General features: G+C 63.0%; 15 protein-coding genes and 2 pseudogenes. 4 read left to right on the top strand and 13 right to left on the bottom strand.

Translation table 11 applies throughout. The features are described 5' to 3' along the window. Positions 1 to 1,041: a heme-dependent oxidative N-demethylase family protein gene (locus AC0V7N_RS30900; protein ID WP_475451968.1), complete on the top strand. Its 1,041-nt coding sequence runs from the start codon at positions 1 to 3 to the stop codon at positions 1,039 to 1,041. Next, positions 1,010 to 2,227 carry an ISAs1 family transposase gene (locus AC0V7N_RS30895; RefSeq protein ID WP_496627482.1) on the top strand — a complete coding sequence of 406 codons (1,218 nt, stop codon included), beginning with the start codon at positions 1,010 to 1,012 and terminating at the stop codon, positions 2,225 to 2,227. The genes AC0V7N_RS30900 and AC0V7N_RS30895 overlap by 32 nt, the downstream gene beginning before the upstream one ends. Positions 2,228 to 2,520: 293 nt before the next feature. Here AC0V7N_RS30895 and AC0V7N_RS30890 read toward each other — a convergent pair whose 3' ends face one another. Next, complete coding sequence (locus AC0V7N_RS30890; RefSeq protein WP_475451967.1) at positions 2,521 to 3,234, bottom strand: helix-turn-helix domain-containing protein; 714 nt, start codon at positions 3,232 to 3,234, stop codon at positions 2,521 to 2,523. Between the two features lie 263 nt (positions 3,235 to 3,497). Here AC0V7N_RS30890 and AC0V7N_RS30885 point away from each other — a divergent pair, with 263 nt between their 5' ends. Further along, positions 3,498 to 4,856, top strand: coding sequence for a trimethylamine monooxygenase (locus AC0V7N_RS30885; RefSeq protein ID WP_475451965.1), 1,359 nt, complete (start codon positions 3,498 to 3,500; stop codon positions 4,854 to 4,856). A gap of 88 nt (positions 4,857 to 4,944) precedes the next feature. Here AC0V7N_RS30885 and AC0V7N_RS30880 read toward each other — a convergent pair whose 3' ends face one another. The 9 genes and pseudogenes from AC0V7N_RS30880 to AC0V7N_RS30840 form a co-directional block, all read right to left on the bottom strand. After that, on the bottom strand, positions 4,945 to 5,745 hold the full coding sequence (locus AC0V7N_RS30880) for a hypothetical protein (RefSeq protein WP_475451964.1): 801 nt from the start codon (positions 5,743 to 5,745) through the stop codon (positions 4,945 to 4,947). Between the two features lie 7 nt (positions 5,746 to 5,752). Further along, positions 5,753 to 7,732 carry an ABC transporter permease gene (locus AC0V7N_RS30875; RefSeq protein WP_475451963.1) on the bottom strand — a complete coding sequence of 660 codons (1,980 nt, stop codon included), beginning with the start codon at positions 7,730 to 7,732 and terminating at the stop codon, positions 5,753 to 5,755. Next, positions 7,729 to 8,802, bottom strand: coding sequence for a quaternary amine ABC transporter ATP-binding protein (locus tag AC0V7N_RS30870; RefSeq protein WP_475451962.1), 1,074 nt, complete (start codon positions 8,800 to 8,802; stop codon positions 7,729 to 7,731). The genes AC0V7N_RS30875 and AC0V7N_RS30870 overlap by 4 nt, the downstream gene beginning before the upstream one ends. Positions 8,803 to 8,879: 77 nt before the next feature. Further along, positions 8,880 to 9,853, bottom strand: a pseudogene (locus AC0V7N_RS30865) (ABC transporter substrate-binding protein). A gap of 26 nt (positions 9,854 to 9,879) precedes the next feature. Continuing rightward, positions 9,880 to 10,056 carry a hypothetical protein gene (locus AC0V7N_RS30860; RefSeq protein WP_475451961.1) on the bottom strand — a complete coding sequence of 59 codons (177 nt, stop codon included), beginning with the start codon at positions 10,054 to 10,056 and terminating at the stop codon, positions 9,880 to 9,882. 238 nt (positions 10,057 to 10,294) lie between these two features. Continuing rightward, positions 10,295 to 11,059, bottom strand: coding sequence for an SDR family oxidoreductase (locus AC0V7N_RS30855; RefSeq protein WP_475451960.1), 765 nt, complete (start codon positions 11,057 to 11,059; stop codon positions 10,295 to 10,297). Positions 11,060 to 11,118: 59 nt separating this feature from the next. After that, positions 11,119 to 11,706 (bottom strand): hypothetical protein, encoded by a 588-nt coding sequence (locus tag AC0V7N_RS30850; protein ID WP_475451959.1) that lies wholly within the window; start codon positions 11,704 to 11,706, stop codon positions 11,119 to 11,121. 97 nt (positions 11,707 to 11,803) lie between these two features. Beyond that, on the bottom strand, positions 11,804 to 12,601 hold the full coding sequence (locus AC0V7N_RS30845; protein WP_475451958.1) for a DUF427 domain-containing protein: 798 nt from the start codon (positions 12,599 to 12,601) through the stop codon (positions 11,804 to 11,806). A 246-nt stretch (positions 12,602 to 12,847) separates the two neighbouring features. Then, complete coding sequence (locus tag AC0V7N_RS30840) at positions 12,848 to 14,503, bottom strand: ABC transporter substrate-binding protein (protein ID WP_496627481.1); 1,656 nt, start codon at positions 14,501 to 14,503, stop codon at positions 12,848 to 12,850. Positions 14,504 to 14,619: 116 nt separating this feature from the next. On the opposite strand from AC0V7N_RS30840, the gene AC0V7N_RS30835 reads away from it, so the two are divergent. Continuing rightward, positions 14,620 to 15,522, top strand: coding sequence for a LysR family transcriptional regulator (locus AC0V7N_RS30835; RefSeq protein WP_496627480.1), 903 nt, complete (start codon positions 14,620 to 14,622; stop codon positions 15,520 to 15,522). An 18-nt stretch (positions 15,523 to 15,540) separates the two neighbouring features. Here AC0V7N_RS30835 and AC0V7N_RS30830 read toward each other — a convergent pair whose 3' ends face one another. The 3 genes and pseudogenes from AC0V7N_RS30830 to AC0V7N_RS30820 form a co-directional block, all read right to left on the bottom strand. Then, the gene (locus AC0V7N_RS30830) at positions 15,541 to 17,583 is read right to left on the bottom strand and encodes a dipeptide ABC transporter ATP-binding protein (protein WP_475451954.1); all 2,043 of its coding nucleotides are present in this window, start codon (positions 17,581 to 17,583) and stop codon (positions 15,541 to 15,543) included. Further along, positions 17,576 to 18,453 (bottom strand): annotated as a pseudogene (locus tag AC0V7N_RS30825) (ABC transporter permease). Before AC0V7N_RS30825 ends, AC0V7N_RS30830 begins: the two are co-directional and overlap by 8 nt. After that, a complete protein-coding gene (locus AC0V7N_RS30820) occupies positions 18,450 to 19,340 on the bottom strand; it encodes an ABC transporter permease (RefSeq protein ID WP_475460569.1) in 891 nt (296 codons plus the stop codon). The pseudogene AC0V7N_RS30825 and the gene AC0V7N_RS30820 overlap by 4 nt, the downstream one beginning before the upstream one ends. Positions 19,341 to 19,387 lie beyond the last annotated feature (47 nt).

The raw sequence follows: 19,387 nt of genomic DNA, 5'->3' as shown, positions 1-19,387 counted from the left end.
ATGGGCATCACCTTTCGCAAGGAAACGTTCCGCGACGATTTCACCTTCAAGAACAGCCCTGAGCATATCAGGCGGTTCCCGTTCCCGTTTCACGAAGACAGCTACATGTATGCGGTCAACATCGAGCCGCATGTCGTCGGGCCCAAGGGCAGCGTGCTGGAGAACCTGATCGACGTCGACGAACACTATGTCGCCGAAATGCAGGACCGCGCGCTGGTGCTGGCCGAGGACCCGCTGCGCTGCCAGTCTTTGCCGCACATGACGCTGGCCGGCTGGGATTTGCTGGAACTGCTGATGGAGCAACAGGCGCTCGGCTATCCCGAGCATTTTACGCTGACCCGCGACGGCGACCGCTGGCGCTGGATCAACCGGCCGCTTGGCATCGACGACACCTTCACCTTCGGCGACACTTCGACGCTGCCTTACGGGCCGATGGAATACATCACCCGCCAGAGCCAGGGAGATTTCTGCATCCTCGACCAGCGCGACGGCAATCTGTGGATGGATGCCGGCATGGTCACCACGCAAGCCGACTGGTCGCTCGATTTCGACATCGGCATGAACTTCTTCGAGTGGCACGCGCCGGTGCCGCTGGCGCATGAGAAGGGGATTTTCGTCAGGGCGCTGAAGTTCCTCACCAACATCCAGCAAGGCAAGCCGGCTCGGCGTCTCAACTGGACCATGACCATCAATCCGCGCCTCGACACCAGCCCGGAAAATTACCACAAATGGGGACCGGATCGGACAACCGTGACGCCCGAGAATGTCGGCGACAAGGTGCATTTGCGCGTCGAATTGCAGAGTTTTTGGCGGCTGCCGCGCTCCAACGGCATCGTCTTCCCGATCCGCTGTTATCTCATCAAGATGGACGAACTGGTGACACAGCCGAAATGGGCACGCCGCCTGCACCGCGTCATCCGTGATCTGCCGGACGAACTGGCCAATTACAAGGGCCTGACCCGCTATCGGCCGACGCTGGTCGAGTGGCTGTCGAAGCTGGATGACGGGAGTGCGACGAGTCCAGGGTTTGGGCCGGATTAGAGCTGCCGCCGAAGCTGCCGATCTCTCCCACGAGGGCAGGGGAATCGCATATGGCGATTTTGGACTTGAAGTCGGTTTGAGAAGGGATTCTTTGGGAAGGCAGTCCATCGAAGGAGTGACTGCCATTTCCAGCCTTGAGAGCTATTTCGGCGCGGTCCCTGATCCGCGCGCGGCCAATGCCACGCACCGGCTTGGCGACCTGATCGTGATGATGATCGCGGCGAGCCTGTGTGGCGCGACCAACGCGACGGAGTTTTCGTTGTTCGCGCAAGAACGCAAGCCGGCGCTGTCGCGTTTGATCGACTATGAGGAGGCGCCCAGCCACGACACCTTCTCGCGGCTGTTGCGGCTGCTCGATCCGGAGGCCTTCGGACGTGCGTTCGCCGCCTTTGCCGCAGGCTTTGCCCAGGCACGCCAGGGTGTGGTCTCACTTGATGGCAAGGCGCTGCGGCGGACCTATGAGAAAGGCCTTGCGGCCAGCCCGCCCCTGACGGTGTCAGCCTTTGCCAGCCAGACGCGGCTGTGTTTGGCGGCGGTCTCGCCCGGCGAGGGAGACAATGAGGTCGAGGCTGCCCTCAAGGTCGTCGAACTCATTGATCTTACTAGCCGATTGGTTGCAGCTGACGCGCTCCATTACCACACGCGCATGGCCCAGGCCATCATTCAGCGTGGTGGCGACTATCTGCTCGCGCTCAAGGGAAACCGCCGGCATTGGTTGGCTCGGGCCAAACAACAACTGGCCCAGACCACTCCCGCCGTCACTGAGCGGACCGAGACCAACCATGGCCGTAGCGAATGGCGGCAGGCAGAGGTCGTGGTGGCGGCTGAACCAATGATGCCTGGGCACAAGGCCTTCATCCGCATCACCAGCCGGCGTGATCAGGCCGAACCGCTGACGCGCATGTTCATGGCCTCAACGCTGCTGTCGCCACAGCAGGCAATCGATCTCACCAGAGCGCATTGGCAGATCGAGAACGGGCTGCACTGGATGCTCGACGTCCATCTGCACGAGGACCTCAGCCGTGCCCGCAAGGACAACGCCCCAGCCAACACCGCGCTAATCAACCGCATCGCCAGAAATATCCTTCAGGCCGCCGATATCGACAAAGTCCCTATCAGCCACCGCATCAAAAAATGCGCTTGGAATGACGACTATCTCATCCAGGCAATCGCTCATATGCGATAGCCCTGCCCTCAAGGGGGAGATGCCCGGCAGGGCAGAGGGGGGCGCGAAGGAACGCGACCATTGAGGTCGTCATCCTAGGGCGAAGCAAGGAGCGAAGCGACGCGGTGTAGACCCTAGGATCCATGCCGTGACGCTAAGGTGTTGCAGCGGTTGAGAATTCTGCTCCGTTGCACCCTTAGGCGAAGGTCGCGGCATGGATCCTCGGGTCAAGCCCGAGGATGACGAACGTCGGCGGGACAGCGCCCCCTCTGTCCTGCCGGACATCTCCCCCACGAGGGGGGAGATTGGCCAGCCTAACCCGCGCTGTTCTGCGGATAGCAAATAATCGACAGATACCGCATCGGCAGTTTCGTCAGTTGCTCCGGTCCGTGCGGCGCATCGGCGTCGAAGAACAAGCTGTCGCCCGGCTTCATCGGATAGAGGTTGCTGCCGTGCCGGTAAACGACCTCGCCTTCGAGCATGTACAGGAACTCCATGCCCTCATGCTGGAAGGTCGGGAACACGTCCGAATCCTCGGTCAGCGTGATCAGATAGGGTTCGACGACGACGCCGCTGGTGTTGGAGCCGATATGGCCGAGCAGATTGTACTGATGGCCGGCGCGCGTGCCACGGCGCTCGACATCGAGACCTTCGCCGGCCTTGACGAAGACGGCGCTGCGCTCCTCCTCGAAGCGGCGGAAGAAGGCTGTCACCGGAACGCCGAGCGCCCGCGACAGCGCCTGCAAGGTGGTCAGCGACGGCGAGGTGATGCCGTTCTCGATCTTCGACAGCATGCCCAGCGAAATGTCGGTGGCGACAGCGAGATCGGCGACGGTGATGCCGAGTTTCTTGCGGAACGCCCGCACCTCGCGGCCGATCGCCACCTCCAGCACTTTCTCGCGGGTGTCGCGGATGGCGTGCGGGTTCTGCATCAGCGGCGCGCGGATGGTCTTGCCGTCCGCCGAGACCTTTGGCAACGGCTTTGGCTTGGCGCCGGCAAGCCCGGCCTTGGAACTGTCTTTCGCCATGTCGCCCCCCGGACGTCGCGGATTTATTTCACTCTAGGTGAACATTAGAGGTGGCGATACAGCAGCGCGGCGGTGTCGGCAAGCCGTCTTGTGTCGCACGGGCCGATCCCATGAATTCCGCCCGCGAAAGTTTTTCGCCAGGAATCCTGTCCGCGCAAACGCCCTTCCCACAGATGTCTGTTGACAGCACCGAAGCGCCAATTAGTGTCACTGTCAGTGAAATTTGTTTCGCTGGGGAAATCAAAAATGAGGAGGCCCTGGAAATGAAAACTCGCGTTGCCGTCATCGGCGCCGGACCGTCCGGCCTGGCACAGCTCAGGGCCTTCAAGTCGGCTGCCGACAAGGGCGCCGACATCCCTGAAATCGTCTGCTTCGAAAAGCAGTCGGACTGGGGCGGCCTGTGGAACTACACCTGGCGCACCGGCCTCGACGAGCATGGCGATCCCGTCCACGGCTCGATGTATCGCTACCTCTGGTCGAATGGACCGAAGGAATGCCTGGAATTCGCCGACTACACATTCGAGGAGCATTTCGGCCGGCCGATCGGCTCCTATCCGCCGCGCGCCGTGCTGTGGGATTACATCAAGGGCCGCGTCGAAAAATCGGGCCTGCGCAAATGGGTGCGCTTCAACAGCCCGGTACGCATGGTCACCTTCTCGGACGAGACCAAGAAATTCACCGTTACCGCGCATGACCGCAGCAACGACGTCACCTATTCCGAAGAGTTCGACAACGTCGTCGTCGCTTCCGGGCATTTCTCCGTGCCCAACGTTCCCCATTTCGAAGGTTTTTCGACCTTCAACGGCCGCATTCTGCACAGCCACGATTTCCGCGACGCGATGGAATTCAAGGGCAAGGATATCCTGATCATCGGCCGTTCCTATTCGGCCGAGGACATTGGCTCGCAATGCTACAAATACGGCGCCAGGTCGATCACCTCCAGCTACCGCTCGAAGCCGATGGGCTTCAAATGGCCTGACAATTGGAAAGAGGTGCCGCTGCTGCAGAAGGTTGTCGGCAAGACCGCCCACTTCAAGGACGGCACTACCAAGGATGTCGACGCCATCATCCTGTGCACCGGTTATCTCCATTCCTTCCCGTTCCTGACCGACGACCTGAAGCTCAAGACCGCCAACCGCATGTGGCCAGACAGCCTCTATGAGGGCGTCGTCTGGGAGAAGAACCCGAAACTGTCCTATATCGGCATGCAGGACCAGTTCTACACCTTCAACATGTTCGACGCGCAGGCCTGGTTTGCTCGCGACGTCATCATGGGTCGCATCAAGCTGCCGTCGGCCGACGCGATGGCCGCGCACGGCGCCAAATGGCGGGCGCGTGAAGAGACACTGGAAGACGCCGAGCAGATGATCTGGTTCCAGGGCGACTACACCAAGGAACTGATGGACCAGACCGACTATCCCGGCTTCGACGTCGAGGCGGTCAACCAGACCTTCATGGAGTGGGAGCACCACAAGGGCGAAGACATTATGAGTTTTCGCGATCACGCCTACCGCTCGCTGATGACCGGCACCATGGCGCCGTTGCACCATACGCCATGGCTGCAGGCGCTGGACGATTCCATGGAGAGCTATCTCGAAGTGAAGGGCGTCGCGGCGGAGTAGGCCATGATCCCGAACCGGAGGTCAGCGAAGCAAAAAGAGGGAACCGGTTTTCGGAAAAGATCATGGCCCAACTAAAGATTGCCGCGCTTCAATCCAGCGGATAGTCGGGAGCCGCATCCGTCTCGGTAACCTTGACGGAGAGAACATCGCAATCGTTGGCCCAGTCCGGGCCATCGCCGCGCATCGCCATCATGTCGGCCATCAGCAGGAACTGCATGGTTCTGAGCGCCCAGTCGGTCGGCTCTTCCGGCCAGGCGAAGACGCCGGCGGCGTCGCCGCCGAACTTCACATCGTGGCAGACGAAACCGACCTCGACCTTCCAGGATCGCAGCGCCGCGCCCGGCGATGGGTAGGGCGGATCAGGAAGCTCGAAGTAATTGGCGACCATGAGCTTTGTCGGCACGGCCGGCTCGATGTTCTTGGCTTTGAAGGCAGCAATGGCGTCGTCGCGAAAACGCTCGAGCAGGCCGTCGCGCGCCAATTTGTAGGTCGAACGAAAGAATCCGCCGGCCCAGACCGACTCGTCCTTTTCGTTGGAGATCAGCAAGGAAGCGCGGAAGCGGCGCAGCCTTGGCGCCAAAACCTGCCAGTTGCACTCGACAGGGGTCGCCGGCGTGGCGATGAAATCGTCGAGAAGATCGCTGCCGCGCACATTGGCGTTCAACACTGAACAGTCTTCGCCGTAAAGGTGCCAGAGCTGCCTCAGCTCCGCGGCAGCGATGCCGGGCTTACGCAGTTCCTCCACCGAGGCGCGAACCCGCGCGATGGCGTAGGATGTTGCCGCATCCAGCGTCTGGAATCCGCGAACCATATGCTCGCCATCCGGCTCGCCGGTCTTGGCCATGTCGAAGACGAGAACGGTAAAAGGCGGTTCGCCCGGCTCGGTCATTCGGCTTCTATCCCAGCCTTGCCCGTGCCTTCGCCGTCCAGGCATTGAACAGCCGGTCGGCGACGATGCCGATGAAGGCTATGGCCAGGCCGGCGACAATGCCGCGGCCGGAATCGGCTTTCGACAGCGCGATGAACACCTCCTGACCGAGATCGCGGGTGCCGACCATGGCGCAGATGATGATCATCGCCAGCGCCATCAGGATCGTCTGGTTGACGCCGAGCATGATTTCGGGGAGCGCCAGCGGCAGTTGCACGCGAAAGAAGGTCTGGCGCGGCGTGCAGCCGGAAACCTTTGCCGCCTCGATCAGCGCCGGTGGCACCTGGCGGATGCCGTGATTGGTGTAGCGGATCGCCGGCACCACGGCGAAAGCAACCGTGGCGATCATCGCGGTGACGTCGCCGACTCTGAACAGCATCACCACCGGGATGATGAAGCAGAAGGACGGCAGCACCTGCAGCGTGTCTATGATGGGCGTGACAATCTTCTCGAAGCGGTCGCTGCGCGCGGCCATCAGCCCGATCGGGATGCCGATCAGGCAGGCGATGAAGGCCGAGATGCCGCAGAGGTAGACCGTCGCCATGGTCTTCTCCCAGAGACCGGTGATGGCGCAGAAGGCGGTCAGTGCCGCGACCAGGGCCGCCAGGCGCAGGCCTGAGAGCTGATAGCCGGCAAGGGCGAGCAGGAACACCGCGCCGAGCCACGGAAAGCCCTCGCAGAAGGCACGCACCGGGTTGAGCACGTTAAGGATCAGCGCCACGCGAAAGGCTTCGATGATGTCGAAGAAGTTGATCGTCACCCAGTTCACCGCCGCCTTCCACAGCGGCGCGGTGGTGAAGGTGATCGCCTTCGGCACTGCGGCGAAAGCCGGCACGAACAGGCCGAGCAGCGTTGTGACGGCAAGGATAGCGATGGCCAGCGTCAGGTTGGGGTAGCGCCGCCAGAGTCTAGGGCTCATGGCCTGATGGACATGGCCCTTTGCCTGCTTGTGCGCGATGGCCTGGCTCAGCCGGTCGAGCGCGATCGCCAGCGCCACGATGGCGAGACCGGCCTCCATCGCCTCGCCAACCTTCAGCGCGCGCAGCGCCAGAAGCACGTCGTAGCCGAGGCCGCCGGCGCCGATCATCGAGGCGATGATGACCATGTTGAGCGCCAGCATGATGACCTGGTTGACGCCGACCATCAGCGTCGGCCGCGCCGAGGGCAGCAGCACCCGCCACAGTTTCTGCCGCGCCGTGCAGCCGGCCATGTCGCTGAATTCGCCGATCTCCAGCGGCACGCGGGAGAGGCCAAGCATCGTCGCCCGCACCATCGGCGGTGTGGCGAAGATGGCGGTGGCGATCATCGCCGAGACCGGGCTGTTGCCGAACAGGAGCAGCATCGGGATGAGGTAGGCGAAGGTCGGGATCGTCTGCATCAGGTCAAGGGCAGGGGAGACGATCAGTCTTTCCGCCCACGGCTTGCGCCAGGCCCAGATACCGGCGAACAGCCCGGCGACGATGCAAAACGGCACCGCGATGGAGATCAGAGCCAGCGTCAGCATGGCACTGGTCCATTGGCCGAACAGAGCGATGTAGAGGAAGCAGCCGCCGACCAGCAGGCTGAGTTTCCGACCACCGACAGCGTGTCCGGCGAGGAAGGCGGCAGTGCACACCCCGACCCAGGACAGGCGCGGCAGGACCACGGTGTCGACGCCGTGGCCGATCTTGAAGTTCTTGGCCAAGAGATTGAGCGCGAAGTCGAGCGGCACACCGAGCACCGCGGTGATCGAGCGCGTCAGCCACGACAGGTTCGACTTGATCCAGCGCATCAGCGCGCTGACCCAGTCGGCGACCGGCACGACCGCATCGGCCGGATAGTTGACTGCCCAGGGCACACTGTCCTGCAGCAGGAACACCACCAGCACGGCGGCAAGGGCGAGTACCCAGACAAGCAGCCAGCGCTGAAGCGGTGGCCTCGCCTCGCTGGCGCTTGCCGTTACCGTCATGCGCCAGCTCTCTCGATGCCGGCCAGCAGGTCGATGACCGCTTGCGGCGTGACTTCGCCGATCGGCTTGCCGGTGCCGTTGACCACCGCGAACGGCTTGCCGGCGGAAACGATGCTGGCCGAGAAGCTGGCGATCTTGGCCTCGGGCGTCACGGTGCCGCCATACTCGGCGCCATCGCAGGCGCGCATCAGGCTGCGCGCGGAAATCACCTTGGCGCGGTCGACGTCGCGGGTGAATTCGGCGACATAGTCGGTCGCCGGATTGACCACCAGGTGTTCCGGCGTGCCGATCTGGATGACCTCGCCGTCCTTCATGATGGCGATGCGGTCGGCGAGCCGGATCGCCTCGTCGAAATCATGGGTGATGAAGACGATGGTCTTGTGCAGCATGGTCTGCAGCCGCATCAACTCGTCCTGCATCTCGCGGCGGATCAGCGGATCGAGTGCGGAGAACGGCTCGTCGAGGAACCAGATTTCCGGTTTCGTCGCGAGGCTGCGGGCAATGCCGACACGCTGCTGCTGACCGCCGGAAAGTTCGCGCGGATAAAAGTGCTCGCGGCCGCGCAGACCGACAAGTTCGATGACCTCACGCGCCCGCGCCTCGCGCGTTGCCCGGTCCTGCCCCTGGATGCTGAGCGGAAAGGCGATGTTGTCCAGCACGTTGAGATGCGGCAGCAGCGCGAAATTCTGGAATACCATGCCCATGCGATGGCGCCGGAGTTCGATCAGCGCCGCATCGGAAATCTTCAGCAGGTCCTTGCCTTCGAACTCGACCTTGCCATGGCTCGGCTCGACCAGCCTGGACATGCAGCGCACCAGTGTCGACTTGCCGGATCCCGACAGACCCATGATGATGAAGATCTCGCCCTGGCGGATTTCGAGGTCGATGGCGCGCACCGCCCCGACCAGCCCGGCAGCGGTGACATCGGCCATGCTGGCCTTGCCGTCGCGCTCGCGGATGAAACTGGCCGCGTTCGCTCCGAACAGTTTCCACACATTGCGGCAGGCAAGCTTTATCGGGCGGTCGTCCGTGCCCGGTTGCATCGCCCCCTGTTCAGTCCCGTCCGTCATCCAATCGTCCTTCTGGAACATCAACAATTGAGGCCCGGCCGATCAACGGCCGGGTCTCGCATTTCCAGTCGGAACGATCACTGCGCCCAGGCTTTCCAGTCGGCCTCATGCGCGGCAATCCAGGCTGCGGCGACGTCTTCCGGTTTTTTGCCGTCGAGGTCGATCTCGCCGCTCATCTTGTTGAGCTCGTCGGTATCGATCGTGAAGGCCTTCGCCACCTTGTAGGCGACCGGCCATTTGTCCTTCATGCCGTTCCAGGAGTACTTCCAGATCTCGCCATGCGGCTTGCCGCAATCATATTTGGCGTCGGGATTCACGCCCCATTTCGGGTCATTGTAGCATTCCGGCGTGTATTCGGGGAATTGCACCCACTCGCCCTTGTACTTGGCCGGCGCCCAATGCGGCGAATAGATCCACAGCATGATCGGCGCCTTGCGCTGATAGGCAGAGTCGAGTTCCGCGAACATCGCTGCATCGGTGCCGGCATGGATCACGGTGAAGGGCAGTTTCAGCGCCGCGACGCGCTCATCGTCAAAGCCTTCCCAGGTCACCGGGCCGCCGAGATAGCGCCCTTTCGGCGCCGTCTCCGCCGTCGAGAACGATGCGGCGCATGTCGGATCGAGCAGCGCATGCCAGTCCGGCAAGGTTGGGCATTTCTCCTTCATATATTCGGGAAACCACCACTCTTCCTTGGCCTTCGGGCCGAGCTTGCCGAGCCGTTCGGTCTGGCCGGTGGCGTCGGAGGCTTTCATGGCTTCGCCGGCGGTCGTGTCCCAGAACTCCAGCCCGACATCGAGGTCGCCATTGGTAAGGCCGGTGGTGAGGCTGGAGAGGTAATCGGCGGTCGGGTACTCGACGGTATAGCCGAGCTTTTCCAGAATGCCGCCAGAATCTTGGCGTTAAGGTTGACGCTCGTCCAGTCGAACAGCGCGATCTTGATCGGATCGTTGGATTCCGGTGCGGCGGCATGGGCGGAAGGTGTCAGCAGGCTTAGCGTCGCGAGCGCGATGGCGCCCATCGATAGTTTTGAAATTCTGCTCCGAAATGACATGCTTGTTCTCCTTCAAGCTGTGGCGGTTATTGTTCGTTCCCTTCTTGCGTCTTTTTATGCCCGTCTTGCATCTTTCCCTGATTGTGGTGGAAAGACTGGTCGTTGCGCAAGGCCGTTGCCGCCACGTCGCGGCTAAAGCCGGCGCAGGCGAAATGATGCTGAATTTCGGTGATGATGGAGTATGCCGGGAGGGTCAGCGTCATGACTGCCGATGCATCGCTGCGGGAGCGATCATCCGCGGATCAATTGCCAGTCTTGCGGCGCCCTGCAAGGTGCGAGCCATCAAGGTCCCATGATCTCGGCTGTCGGCATGGCAAGCCCCATCTCGCCAAGCCGTTTCATAGGATGAAATTATATATACCAACGTTCATCTCACGCAACGACTAACGCCTCGCGGCCGCACAAATTCAGACTGCAGGCGAAGTTCTGCCAGATGCGGTCCTACCAGCAGACGTAACCGCCATCGACGATCAGGTCGAGGCCGGTGACGAAGCTCGACGCGCGGCTGGCCAGGAACACCGTCGGCCCGACCATTTCCTCCGGCGCCGCCATGCGTCCCATGGGCGTGTCGCGTTTGAAGATCTTGATCTCCTCCGCCACCTCGGGCCGCTTGTTCATCGGCGTCAGCGTGTAGCCCGGGCTGACGACATTGACGCGCAGTCCGCGATCGGCCCATTCCATGGCGAGGCTCTTCGACATGTGGATGACGGCGGCTTTCGAGGAATTGTAATGCGCCTGCGTCAGCCCGCGATTGACGATGGTGCCTGACATCGAGGCGATGTTGATGATCGAGCCCTTGCGTCGAGCCAGCATCTTGCGCGCCTCGGCCTGGCACGACAGGAACACGCCGGCGACGTTGACCTCGTGCACCTTCTGCCATGTCTCAAGCGACATCGTTTCGGCCGGTTCCGACCCGGCGATGCCGGCATTGTTGACCGCAACGGTCAGCGCGCCGAGCTCAGCCTCGACGCGATCGATTGCCGCCGCCAGATCACTCTCCGATGTCACCGTGCCGTTAAGGACCAGTGCCTTGCGGCCAAGCGCGGTAATCCGGTGCGCGGTCTCCTCCAGCCCACCCTTCGATGCATGACCGAAACAGGCGACGTCGGCCCCTGCCTCGGCCAGTCCGATCGCGATTGCCTGGCCAATGCCGCTGCCGGCACCCGTGACCAGCACAACGTCGCCGTCCAGCTTGAAAAGATCCATCGATAGCCCTCCCTATTTCAGGGGAGGGTATGCGCTGCATGGCAGTTCGATCAACCTCGTCAGAAATCGCAAGCCTTGGGGCGCTTCTCCGAGGACCAGTCCTTGAGCGGCACCGGCCTGAATTTGCCCTTGATCGGCTTGCCGTCCTCAAGGTCCCTGGAGACAGTGCCCTTGCCGGTGAGATAGTTGATGTCGCAGCCTCCAACCGTCGTCTTGACGCCATCCGATGTCTGCTGGTTCCAGTCCCAGCTGCGGCTGTAGCCACCGACCAGGAATTGGCCTCGGCGGTAGACGATCGTCAGCGTGTCTTCTGTCGACTTGCTGGCGCCGCAGCCGAAGCAGGACGTCATCGCCAGCGATCCCTTGCCCTTGCTTTCAAGGTCGATGACCCGGTCTTCGGTCAGCCCTTTCCTAACGAAATCGGGCCGGCGCGAGGGGTCGAGCTTCTCCTCGCCCGCTGCCAGGTAGAAATACAGATCGGCCGGCCCGCCGGGCTCCTGCATCGCCACGGCCCGGTCCATCTTGCCGTCCTGGTCGATATCGAGCTTGAGCTCGAAAGCCGGCACACTTTCGGCAAACGCCGGTGCAGGTACCGCAACGAGGGCGACGAGCCAGGGAAGGGCCGCATGATGAAATGCCGTCTTCATGAGCAATCGTCCGCCGCGAAATCTCAGCCTAGCACCGGCCCGGGCGAACGAGAACTCGAAACCTGGCTGACTTCGAACGCAGTCAGCCAGTGACAGCTCAGAAGTAGCCGCTGGACGCGGCCGTGAATTCCTTCGGGATCTCGACGCCGTCGACCAGGATCTTGTCGACCAGTTCGTGGTGGAAGCAGACCAGGCCCTTGATCCGCTCGGCCTCATGCACCGGCTCTGGATAATACCAGACGAGGTTCTCGTGCCGCTTCTTGGGCGTGGTCACGTGATAGTAGCTGGAGATGCCCTTGTAGGGGCAGCGCGAAATGTAGCGGCTGGGCGCGAACATATCGAGCCGCGTGTCCGCGATCGGCAGATAGTGTCGCACCGGATGGCCGGTTTCGAACAGGAACACGCCGCGGCGTGAATCGGCAACCTGCTCGCCGTCGAGGATGACCTGGACCCGCCGCGAGGAGGGCAGGCAGTCGACCCGGCGGAACGGATCGCGGGCGTGGACGAAGATCTCTTCGTCCTCCTCATACCAGTGCGTCATCTTGGGCCAATAGAAGGACATGTAGTCCGACAGGTCAGGCGATCCCTTGACCGGATCGACATAGCGCCAGGCCGCATCCTCGACCAGCGTGATGCCGGTGTTCAGCGAATAATGCGTGGCGACGCCCTTGAACGGGCTCTCGGTCGTCGTCGCGCTCGGCAACAGGAACTCTTCGCGCACATCACTGATCGGGAAGTAGTAGACCGGCAGATGGTCGGATTCGTAGAGCACCAGCGCCTTGGTCGTGTCGGCGACGATCATCGATCCCACCTGCACGCGCAGCCGCTTCTGCATAGGCATGGTGAAAGCGACGTAGCCGGGCTCGAACTCGTATTGCACGATATTGTCGAGCAAGGGGAAATGCGGCCCGCGGCCGCGCAAATGAGGCTTGCGAATGGTAGTCTCCCGTTTCTTTTCTTTTGTCATCGAGCGTTGGCGCACAGCGAGATGAACCTGGATTGAATTGTGGTGCCGGAGAGGGTTTCCGGGCGGCGGGTTTCCCTTGCATCGAGTGGCTCGAACGATGGCCCCCCATCGTTCTTCGCAACCCTGCCAGCGGATAGCCTCACCGCCCGAAAAGCGGAATTGTCCAACCCGGCCTTATCCCAGCGACACACGATCGAGCAGCAGACCGGCGGCGATCGGCGGCAGGCCGCTGACATTCTTGCGCACCGGCACCAGCAGATCCGGGAAGTAGCTGAAAATGACCGGCGTCTCGTCGAGCAGCAGCTTCTGGATGTCGGAAGCGGCCGCGCGCTGTGCGCCGATGTCGAGTGCCTTGAGGTAGGAGGTGACCATGCCGTCATAGGCAGGGTTCTTGAAATGCGCCGCGTTCCACGGGCCGTCGCTGACCAGCGGGCTTTTCAGGAAGACATTGGGCACGCTGCGATGGGCGTAGTCGGTGATCCCCAACGGGCTGTCCAGCCAGTCCGACTGGCCGAACACCGCCTTGCCGTAATATTTGTCCTGGTCCTCGATGTTGAGCGCGATGCGGGCACCGATTTCCTTGGCGAAATTCTGGAACAGCTGCGCATAGCCTGGAATGTCGGAATAGCGCAGCGTCGTCAGGGTGATGTCGAAGCCGCTGGCGAGGCCGGCTGCCTCAAGAAGCTGCCTGGCCTTGGCGATGTCCTGGACGCGTTGCGGCACGGACTTGTCGGTGGCGGGGAAGGCCGGTGCGAACGGGCTGTCATTGCCGGTCGCCGCCATGCCGCGGCACAGGCCGTCGACCAGCTTGGAGCGGTCGATGCTGAGCGCCAGCGCCTGGCGGACGCGTTTGTCGGTGAACGGGCCGGTGTCGCAGCGCATATGCAGTTGGCGGTGCGCGGTCGAGGCGACGCGCAGCACCGTGATGTCGGGGCTGTTGAGCACCACCTGGCTGACATCGAGCGGCACGGCATCGAGGATGTCGACCTCACCCGCCTGTAGCGCCAGGATGCGTGGCTGCACGTCGCCGTAGAATTTGAACTCGAGCCGGTCGGGCAGCGCCTTCTCGCCCCAATAGTCGGGGTTGCGGATGAAGGTCGCGCCGACCTTCGGCGTATAGCTTTCCAGCCGGAACGGGCCGGTGCCTTCAAAGGTCTTTTCGTAATCGCCCTTGTAGCTCGCCGGCAGGATGACGGCGTTGTAATTGTCGATCGACACCGAATAGGGAAAGTTGCCGTTCGGCGCATCGAGATGGAAGGCGACGGTATGGTCGTCGACCTTCTGCGTGCCGCCCTTCGACAGCAGGCCCTTGAACACCGAAAGCGCGTTCGAGGCACCGTTGGGGTCGGCCAGCCGGTCGAAGGTCGCGACGACGTCGTCGGCCTTGAAGTCCTCGCCATTGTGGAATTTCACGCCCTTGCGCAGCTTGAAGGTCCACACGCTGCCGTCCGCGTTCGGCGACCAGCTTTCCGCCAGCACTGGCTTCAAGGTGAGATCCGGCTGGGTAATGCAGAGGAATTCGGCGGTCTGGAAAACCAGCTGGTAGCTGCCGCTGTCATAGTAGGTGACGGGATCGATGGCGCCGCCCGGCGTGGCCACGCCGGCGCGCACCGTGCCGCCCGGCTTGCCCTCGGCGCGGGCCTTTTGCGTGCCGAGACCAGCAGCCGCGACAAGGCTGCCCAGGAACGGCAGGGAAAGGCCGAGAACGCTGCCATGGCGCAGGAAATCGCGGCGGTCGAGCCGGCCGGCCAGCAATTCGTCGACAGCGGAATTTTCGATTGCTGTTAGGTTCTTGCGAGCGGCGTCGATCGTCATGAAATGCTTTGGCATTGGCTGCATTCCTCGCTTGCCCTTGGGGGATCGGCCATTTAGGTCATTGTTGATCGCGGCCGGAAAGCGATATTTTTTGATAGGGGTCATCGAAATTTTCGATGCAAGGTGTGAGCATGGATACCGAAAACCTGCGCAGCTTCCTGGAGGTTGCCGAACATGGCAGCTTCACTGTCGCGGCCAGCCGGCTCGATCTCGCCCAATCCACCGTCAGTGCGCGGATCAGGGGGCTGGAGGAGCAATTGGGACGCCGGCTTTTCGTGCGCGACCGCGACGGCGTTACACTGACGCCGGCGGGCCGGCAGTTCCTGCCGCACGCCTCTTCCATCACCCGCACCTGGGAGCAATCGAGGCAGGATATCGCCGTTCCCGATGGCTATGAGACACTGCTGCGGCTAACCGCGCCCGCCTATCTCTGGGACTTGATCACTTCGCCCTGGGTCGAATGGATGCGTGCCAAGCGGCCGAACGTGGCGCTGCGGCTCGAAGGCAGTTTCCCGGACCTGGCGATCGACCAGTTGGCCGAAGGCCTGCTCGACATCTGCATTCTCTATCTGCCGCGCCCGCATCCCGGAATCGTCTATGAAACGCTGGCTGTCGATCATGTGGTGCTGGTCCAGCATGCCGCGCAGACCAAGCCGTGGACCGAAAACTACATCCTGATGGACTGGGGGCTGGAATTCCGCATCGAGCATGACCGCGCCTTTGCCGGCATGGTCAAGCCGGCCATTTCTGCCGGGCTGGTCTTCATCGGCCTGCAGCATGTGCTGTCGCAGCAGGCGGCCGCCTATCTGCCGCTCAGCGCCGTCAGCGGCCATATCGAGCGCGGCGAGATGCGGCGCATCGACAACGCGCCAATGTTCCAGCGGCCGATCTATCTCGCCTATCCCTCTAACCCCGTCTCGTCGGATGTGCTCGACGTCGCGCTGACGGGCTTGCGCTTGCTGGCCAAGGACTGGACCAGCGATCAAGGTTTTTCGGAAGGCGACCGCTCCCTGGGCATGGCCGGCCTGAGGTAGCCGGCCAGTGATGCCTTGCTATGCCGCTTCGATCACGGCCGGTTTCTGCAGCCTCGTCAGTTCCGCATAGGGAATATGGCAGCGGATCGAGTGTCCGGGCTGTGCTTCTGCCAGCGGCGGCTCCTGCTGCTCGCAGATCAGGCCGATCTTCCGCGGGCAGCGTGTGTGGAAGACGCAGCCTGATGGCGGGTTGGTGGCGCTGGGGATTTCGCCGTCGAGCCGGATGCGCGCGGTTTCGGTCTGGTCGAGCTTGGGCACGGCCGACAGCAGCGCTTCGGTATAGGGATGATGCGGCCCGGAGAAGACTTCCTCCGATGGCCCGATCTCCATGATGCGGCCGAGATAGAGCACGGCGATCTTGTCGGAGAGGTAACGCACCACGCCAAGGTCATGCGAGATGAAGATGTAACTGACGTCTTCCTTCGACTGCAGGTCGGCGAGCAGGTTGAGGATCGCCGCTTGGACGGAGACGTCGAGCGCCGAGGTCGGCTCGTCGCAGACGACGATGCGCGGATCACCGGCGAAGGCGCGTGCAATCGCGACGCGCTGCTTCAGCCCGCCTGACAGCTGGCGCGGCTTGACGGCCAGATGCCGGTCGGTGAGGCGCACCGAGCGGACGAGGTCGTCGAGACGCGCCTCCTGCGCCTTGCCGGAGAGGCCGGCCAGCCGCTTCAAGGCGCGGCCGAGGATGTGGCGGATCGAATGCGAGCGGTTGAGCGCTGAGTCCGGGTTCTGGAAGACGATCTGCAGCGCCTTGACCTGATCGTCGCCGCGGTTCTCCAGCTTCGGCGCCAGCGCCTTGCCCTCGAGCTCGATGGTGCCGCCCTCATCGGGCGACACAAGGCCGAGCAGCAGCCTGGCGAAAGTGGTCTTGCCGCTGCCGGATTCGCCGACCAGCCCCAGTGTCTCGCCGGGCCGCAGATCAAGCGAGACATCCTTGACGGCGCGCAAGGGATGGCCATGGCTGGCATAGGTCTTGTTCAGCCCGGCGACACGCAGCACCGGTGCTGCCGCCGGCTTTGGTGCAGGCGCAACATCGCTGGGTGTGGCGCGCGGCAGGGCCTGCGCCTTGTCGTGATGGAAGCAACGCGACAGGCGTTTTCCGCGCTCGTCACTGAGATCATAGAGCGGCGGCAATTCGGTGCGGCAGCGATCGTCGGCGAGCGCGCAGCGGTCGGCGAAGGCACAGCCCTTGATGTCAGCGCCAATGCCCGGCAGGAAGCCCGGAATGGTGTCGAGCCGGCCCTGATCCTTGCGCTGGCCGCCGCGTGGCAGGCAGCGCAGCAGCGCAACGGTGTAAGGGTGGCGCGGATCGTTGAAGACGACGTCGGTCGGTCCTTCCTCGACCAGCATGCCGGCATAGAGCACGCCGACCCGGTCGCACATGTTGGAGACGACAGCGAGATTGTGGCTGATGAACAGGATCGAGGCCGACAGCTCTTGCCGCAGCTGTGCGATCAGGTCGAGCACCTCGGCTTCGACCGTCGCGTCGAGGCCGGTGGTCGGCTCGTCGAGGATCAGCATCGACGGGTCATTGGCCAGCGCCATGGCGATCGCCACGCGCTGCTGCATGCCGCCCGAGAGCTGGTGCGGGTAGCGCTGCATGACGCTTGGCGGATCGGAGATGCGCACGCGGTTGAGCATCGCGATGGCGCGATCCTCAGCCGCCTTGCCCGTGACGCCGGCAAGCTCGAAGATCTCGGTCAGCTGGCGTCCGATGCGGATCGACGGGTTCAGCGCCTTGCCGGGATCCTGATAGACCATCGAGACGCTTTCGGCCCGTGCGCGCCGCAAGGCTTCGGCATCGAGCTTCATGACGTCCTGGCCGTCGAGCGAGATGGCGCCGCCCGATATCGAGCCGTTCCTCGGCAGATAGCGCACGACGGTGAGCGCCACGGTGGATTTGCCGCAGCCGGATTCGCCGACCAGCCCGTAGGCCTCGCCTTGCCTGATGTTGAGGCTGAGATTGCGCAGCACAGCGCGGTTGCGCCCGGCCACCCGGTAGGCGACTGACAGATCGTGCAGTTCGAGGGCGTTTTCGGCCTTTGCTGAGTTAGTCATTGAGCGCTCCATGGACGCCATCGGCCGCCAGGTTGACACCGATCACCAGCGAGGCGATGGCGAGCGCGTCGAACAGCACCGTCCACCAGAAGCCGCCGCCGATCATGCCGTAATTGCTGGAGATCGACAGCCCCCAGTCGGGTGATGGCGGCTGGATGCCAAAACCCATGAAGGACAGCGTGGCGACCGCGAAGATGGCGTAACCCAGCCGCACGGTGGTCTCGACCAGGATCGGCGGGATGACGTTGGGCAGGATCTCGACGAACATCGTATGCAGCGCGCTCTCATGCCGGAGCTGTGCGGCGGCGACATAGTCGAGTTCGCGCTCGGCCAGCACCGCGGAGCGCACGGTGCGGGCAATGATTGGCGCGAAGCTCAGTCCAATGACGACGATGACGGTGGTCTTGGAGGTGCCGAGCGCGACGATGGCGAGCAACGCGACAATGACCACGGGGATCGCCATGAAGGCTTCGAGGATGCGGCTGACGACATCGTCGACGATGCCGCGGAAATAGCCGGTGAGCAGGCCAAGCGCGGTGCCGGCCACCGTCGCCAGCAGCGTTGCCAGTGGCGCGACGGTGAGGATATCGCGCGAGCCGACGATGACGCGCGAGAAGACATCGCGGCCGATCTGGTCGGTGCCGAACCAGTGTTCGCGCGAGGGGGGTGCCAGCGCGTTGATGATGTCGTCTGCGAGCGGGTCGTAGGGTGCAAAATGTTCGCCGAACAGCGCGCAGGCGACCCAGAACAGCACGATGAACAGGCCGACGAGGAAGGTTCGCGAGCGCAGCAGCGAGAAAAGACTTCCGCCATGGGACTGCGCCGGCGTGTGTCGTCTTGTGGCGGAGAGGTGGTCTGGACGGCGCTCATTGGTCTGACCCCAGCCGGATGCGCGGATTAAGCACGGAATAGAGGAAGTCGGCGATCAATGTCGCCACGGCATAGACGATGCCGATGGTGAGGATGCCCGATTCCAGCATCGGAAAGTCCTTGCCGCGCGCGGCGGTGAAGATCAGCGAACCGATGCCCTGGTAGCGAAACAGCGTCTCGATCACCACCAGGCCGCCGATGAGATAGCCGGTTTGCGTGGCAATGACGGTGATGGTCGGCAGCAACGCATTGCGCAGCACATGGCGCCAGATCACCGTGCGCCAGGGCAGGCCCTTGAGCACCGCCGTTCGCGTATAGTCGGAATCGAGCGCCTCGATCATGCCGGAGCGCGCCATGCGCGCGATATAGCCGAACAGCACCAGGAACAGCGGCAGCGACGGCAGGATCAGGTAATAGAGCTGGGTGAAGAAGCCGGCATCCTTCGGCCATGCCGCCGAGATCGGCAGCCAGCGCAGCCACACACCGAAGATCAGGATCAGGATGATGCCGGTGACGAACTCCGGCAGCACCGTCACCGACAGGCCGCCAAGGCTGATGATGCGGTCGAGCGGGCGGTTGAGGTTGAGCGCGGCAATGACGCCGCCGAGAATACCGATCGGCACCACCAGCACGAAGGCGACCGCGGCCAGCTTCATCGAATTGCCCAAGGCATCGATGACAAACGGCGCCACCGGCGAGCGGAAGATGTAGGACGTGCCCATGTCGCCGCGGACGAAGTTCCAGATCCAGGTCGCATATTGTGTGAGCAGCGGGCGATCGACGCCGAGCGTATGATTGAGCGCATCGACCGCGCGCTGGTCGGCAAACGGCCCCAGGATCGCGCGCCCGACATTGCCGGGCAGCACCTGGCCGCCCAGAAACACCATGATGCTGAGCAGGAACAGCGTCACGAGCGACAGGGAAACACGCCGGG

This window comes from Mesorhizobium kamtschaticum (genome assembly GCF_056174585.1).
This window is presented reverse-complemented; position numbering and strand designations above follow the sequence as displayed.

Coding starts and splice junctions, on each gene's coding strand:
- AC0V7N_RS30835 (WP_496627480.1), top strand. CDS start 14,620: ATGGATACCGAAAACCTGCGCAGCTTCCTGGAGGTTGCCGAACATGGC.
- AC0V7N_RS30870 (WP_475451962.1), bottom strand. CDS start 8,802: ATGACGGACGGGACTGAACAGGGGGCGATGCAACCGGGCACGGACGAC.
- AC0V7N_RS30840 (WP_496627481.1), bottom strand. CDS start 14,503: ATGCCAAAGCATTTCATGACGATCGACGCCGCTCGCAAGAACCTAACA.
- AC0V7N_RS30850 (WP_475451959.1), bottom strand. CDS start 11,706: ATGAAGACGGCATTTCATCATGCGGCCCTTCCCTGGCTCGTCGCCCTC.
- AC0V7N_RS30900 (WP_475451968.1), top strand. CDS start 1: ATGGGCATCACCTTTCGCAAGGAAACGTTCCGCGACGATTTCACCTTC.
- AC0V7N_RS30885 (WP_475451965.1), top strand. CDS start 3,498: ATGAAAACTCGCGTTGCCGTCATCGGCGCCGGACCGTCCGGCCTGGCA.
- AC0V7N_RS30880 (WP_475451964.1), bottom strand. CDS start 5,745: ATGACCGAGCCGGGCGAACCGCCTTTTACCGTTCTCGTCTTCGACATG.
- AC0V7N_RS30875 (WP_475451963.1), bottom strand. CDS start 7,732: ATGACGGTAACGGCAAGCGCCAGCGAGGCGAGGCCACCGCTTCAGCGC.
- AC0V7N_RS30820 (WP_475460569.1), bottom strand. CDS start 19,340: ATGGTGTTTCTGGGCGGCCAGGTGCTGCCCGGCAATGTCGGGCGCGCG.
- AC0V7N_RS30890 (WP_475451967.1), bottom strand. CDS start 3,234: ATGGCGAAAGACAGTTCCAAGGCCGGGCTTGCCGGCGCCAAGCCAAAG.
- AC0V7N_RS30830 (WP_475451954.1), bottom strand. CDS start 17,583: ATGACTAACTCAGCAAAGGCCGAAAACGCCCTCGAACTGCACGATCTG.
- AC0V7N_RS30860 (WP_475451961.1), bottom strand. CDS start 10,056: ATGACGCTGACCCTCCCGGCATACTCCATCATCACCGAAATTCAGCAT.
- AC0V7N_RS30855 (WP_475451960.1), bottom strand. CDS start 11,059: ATGGATCTTTTCAAGCTGGACGGCGACGTTGTGCTGGTCACGGGTGCC.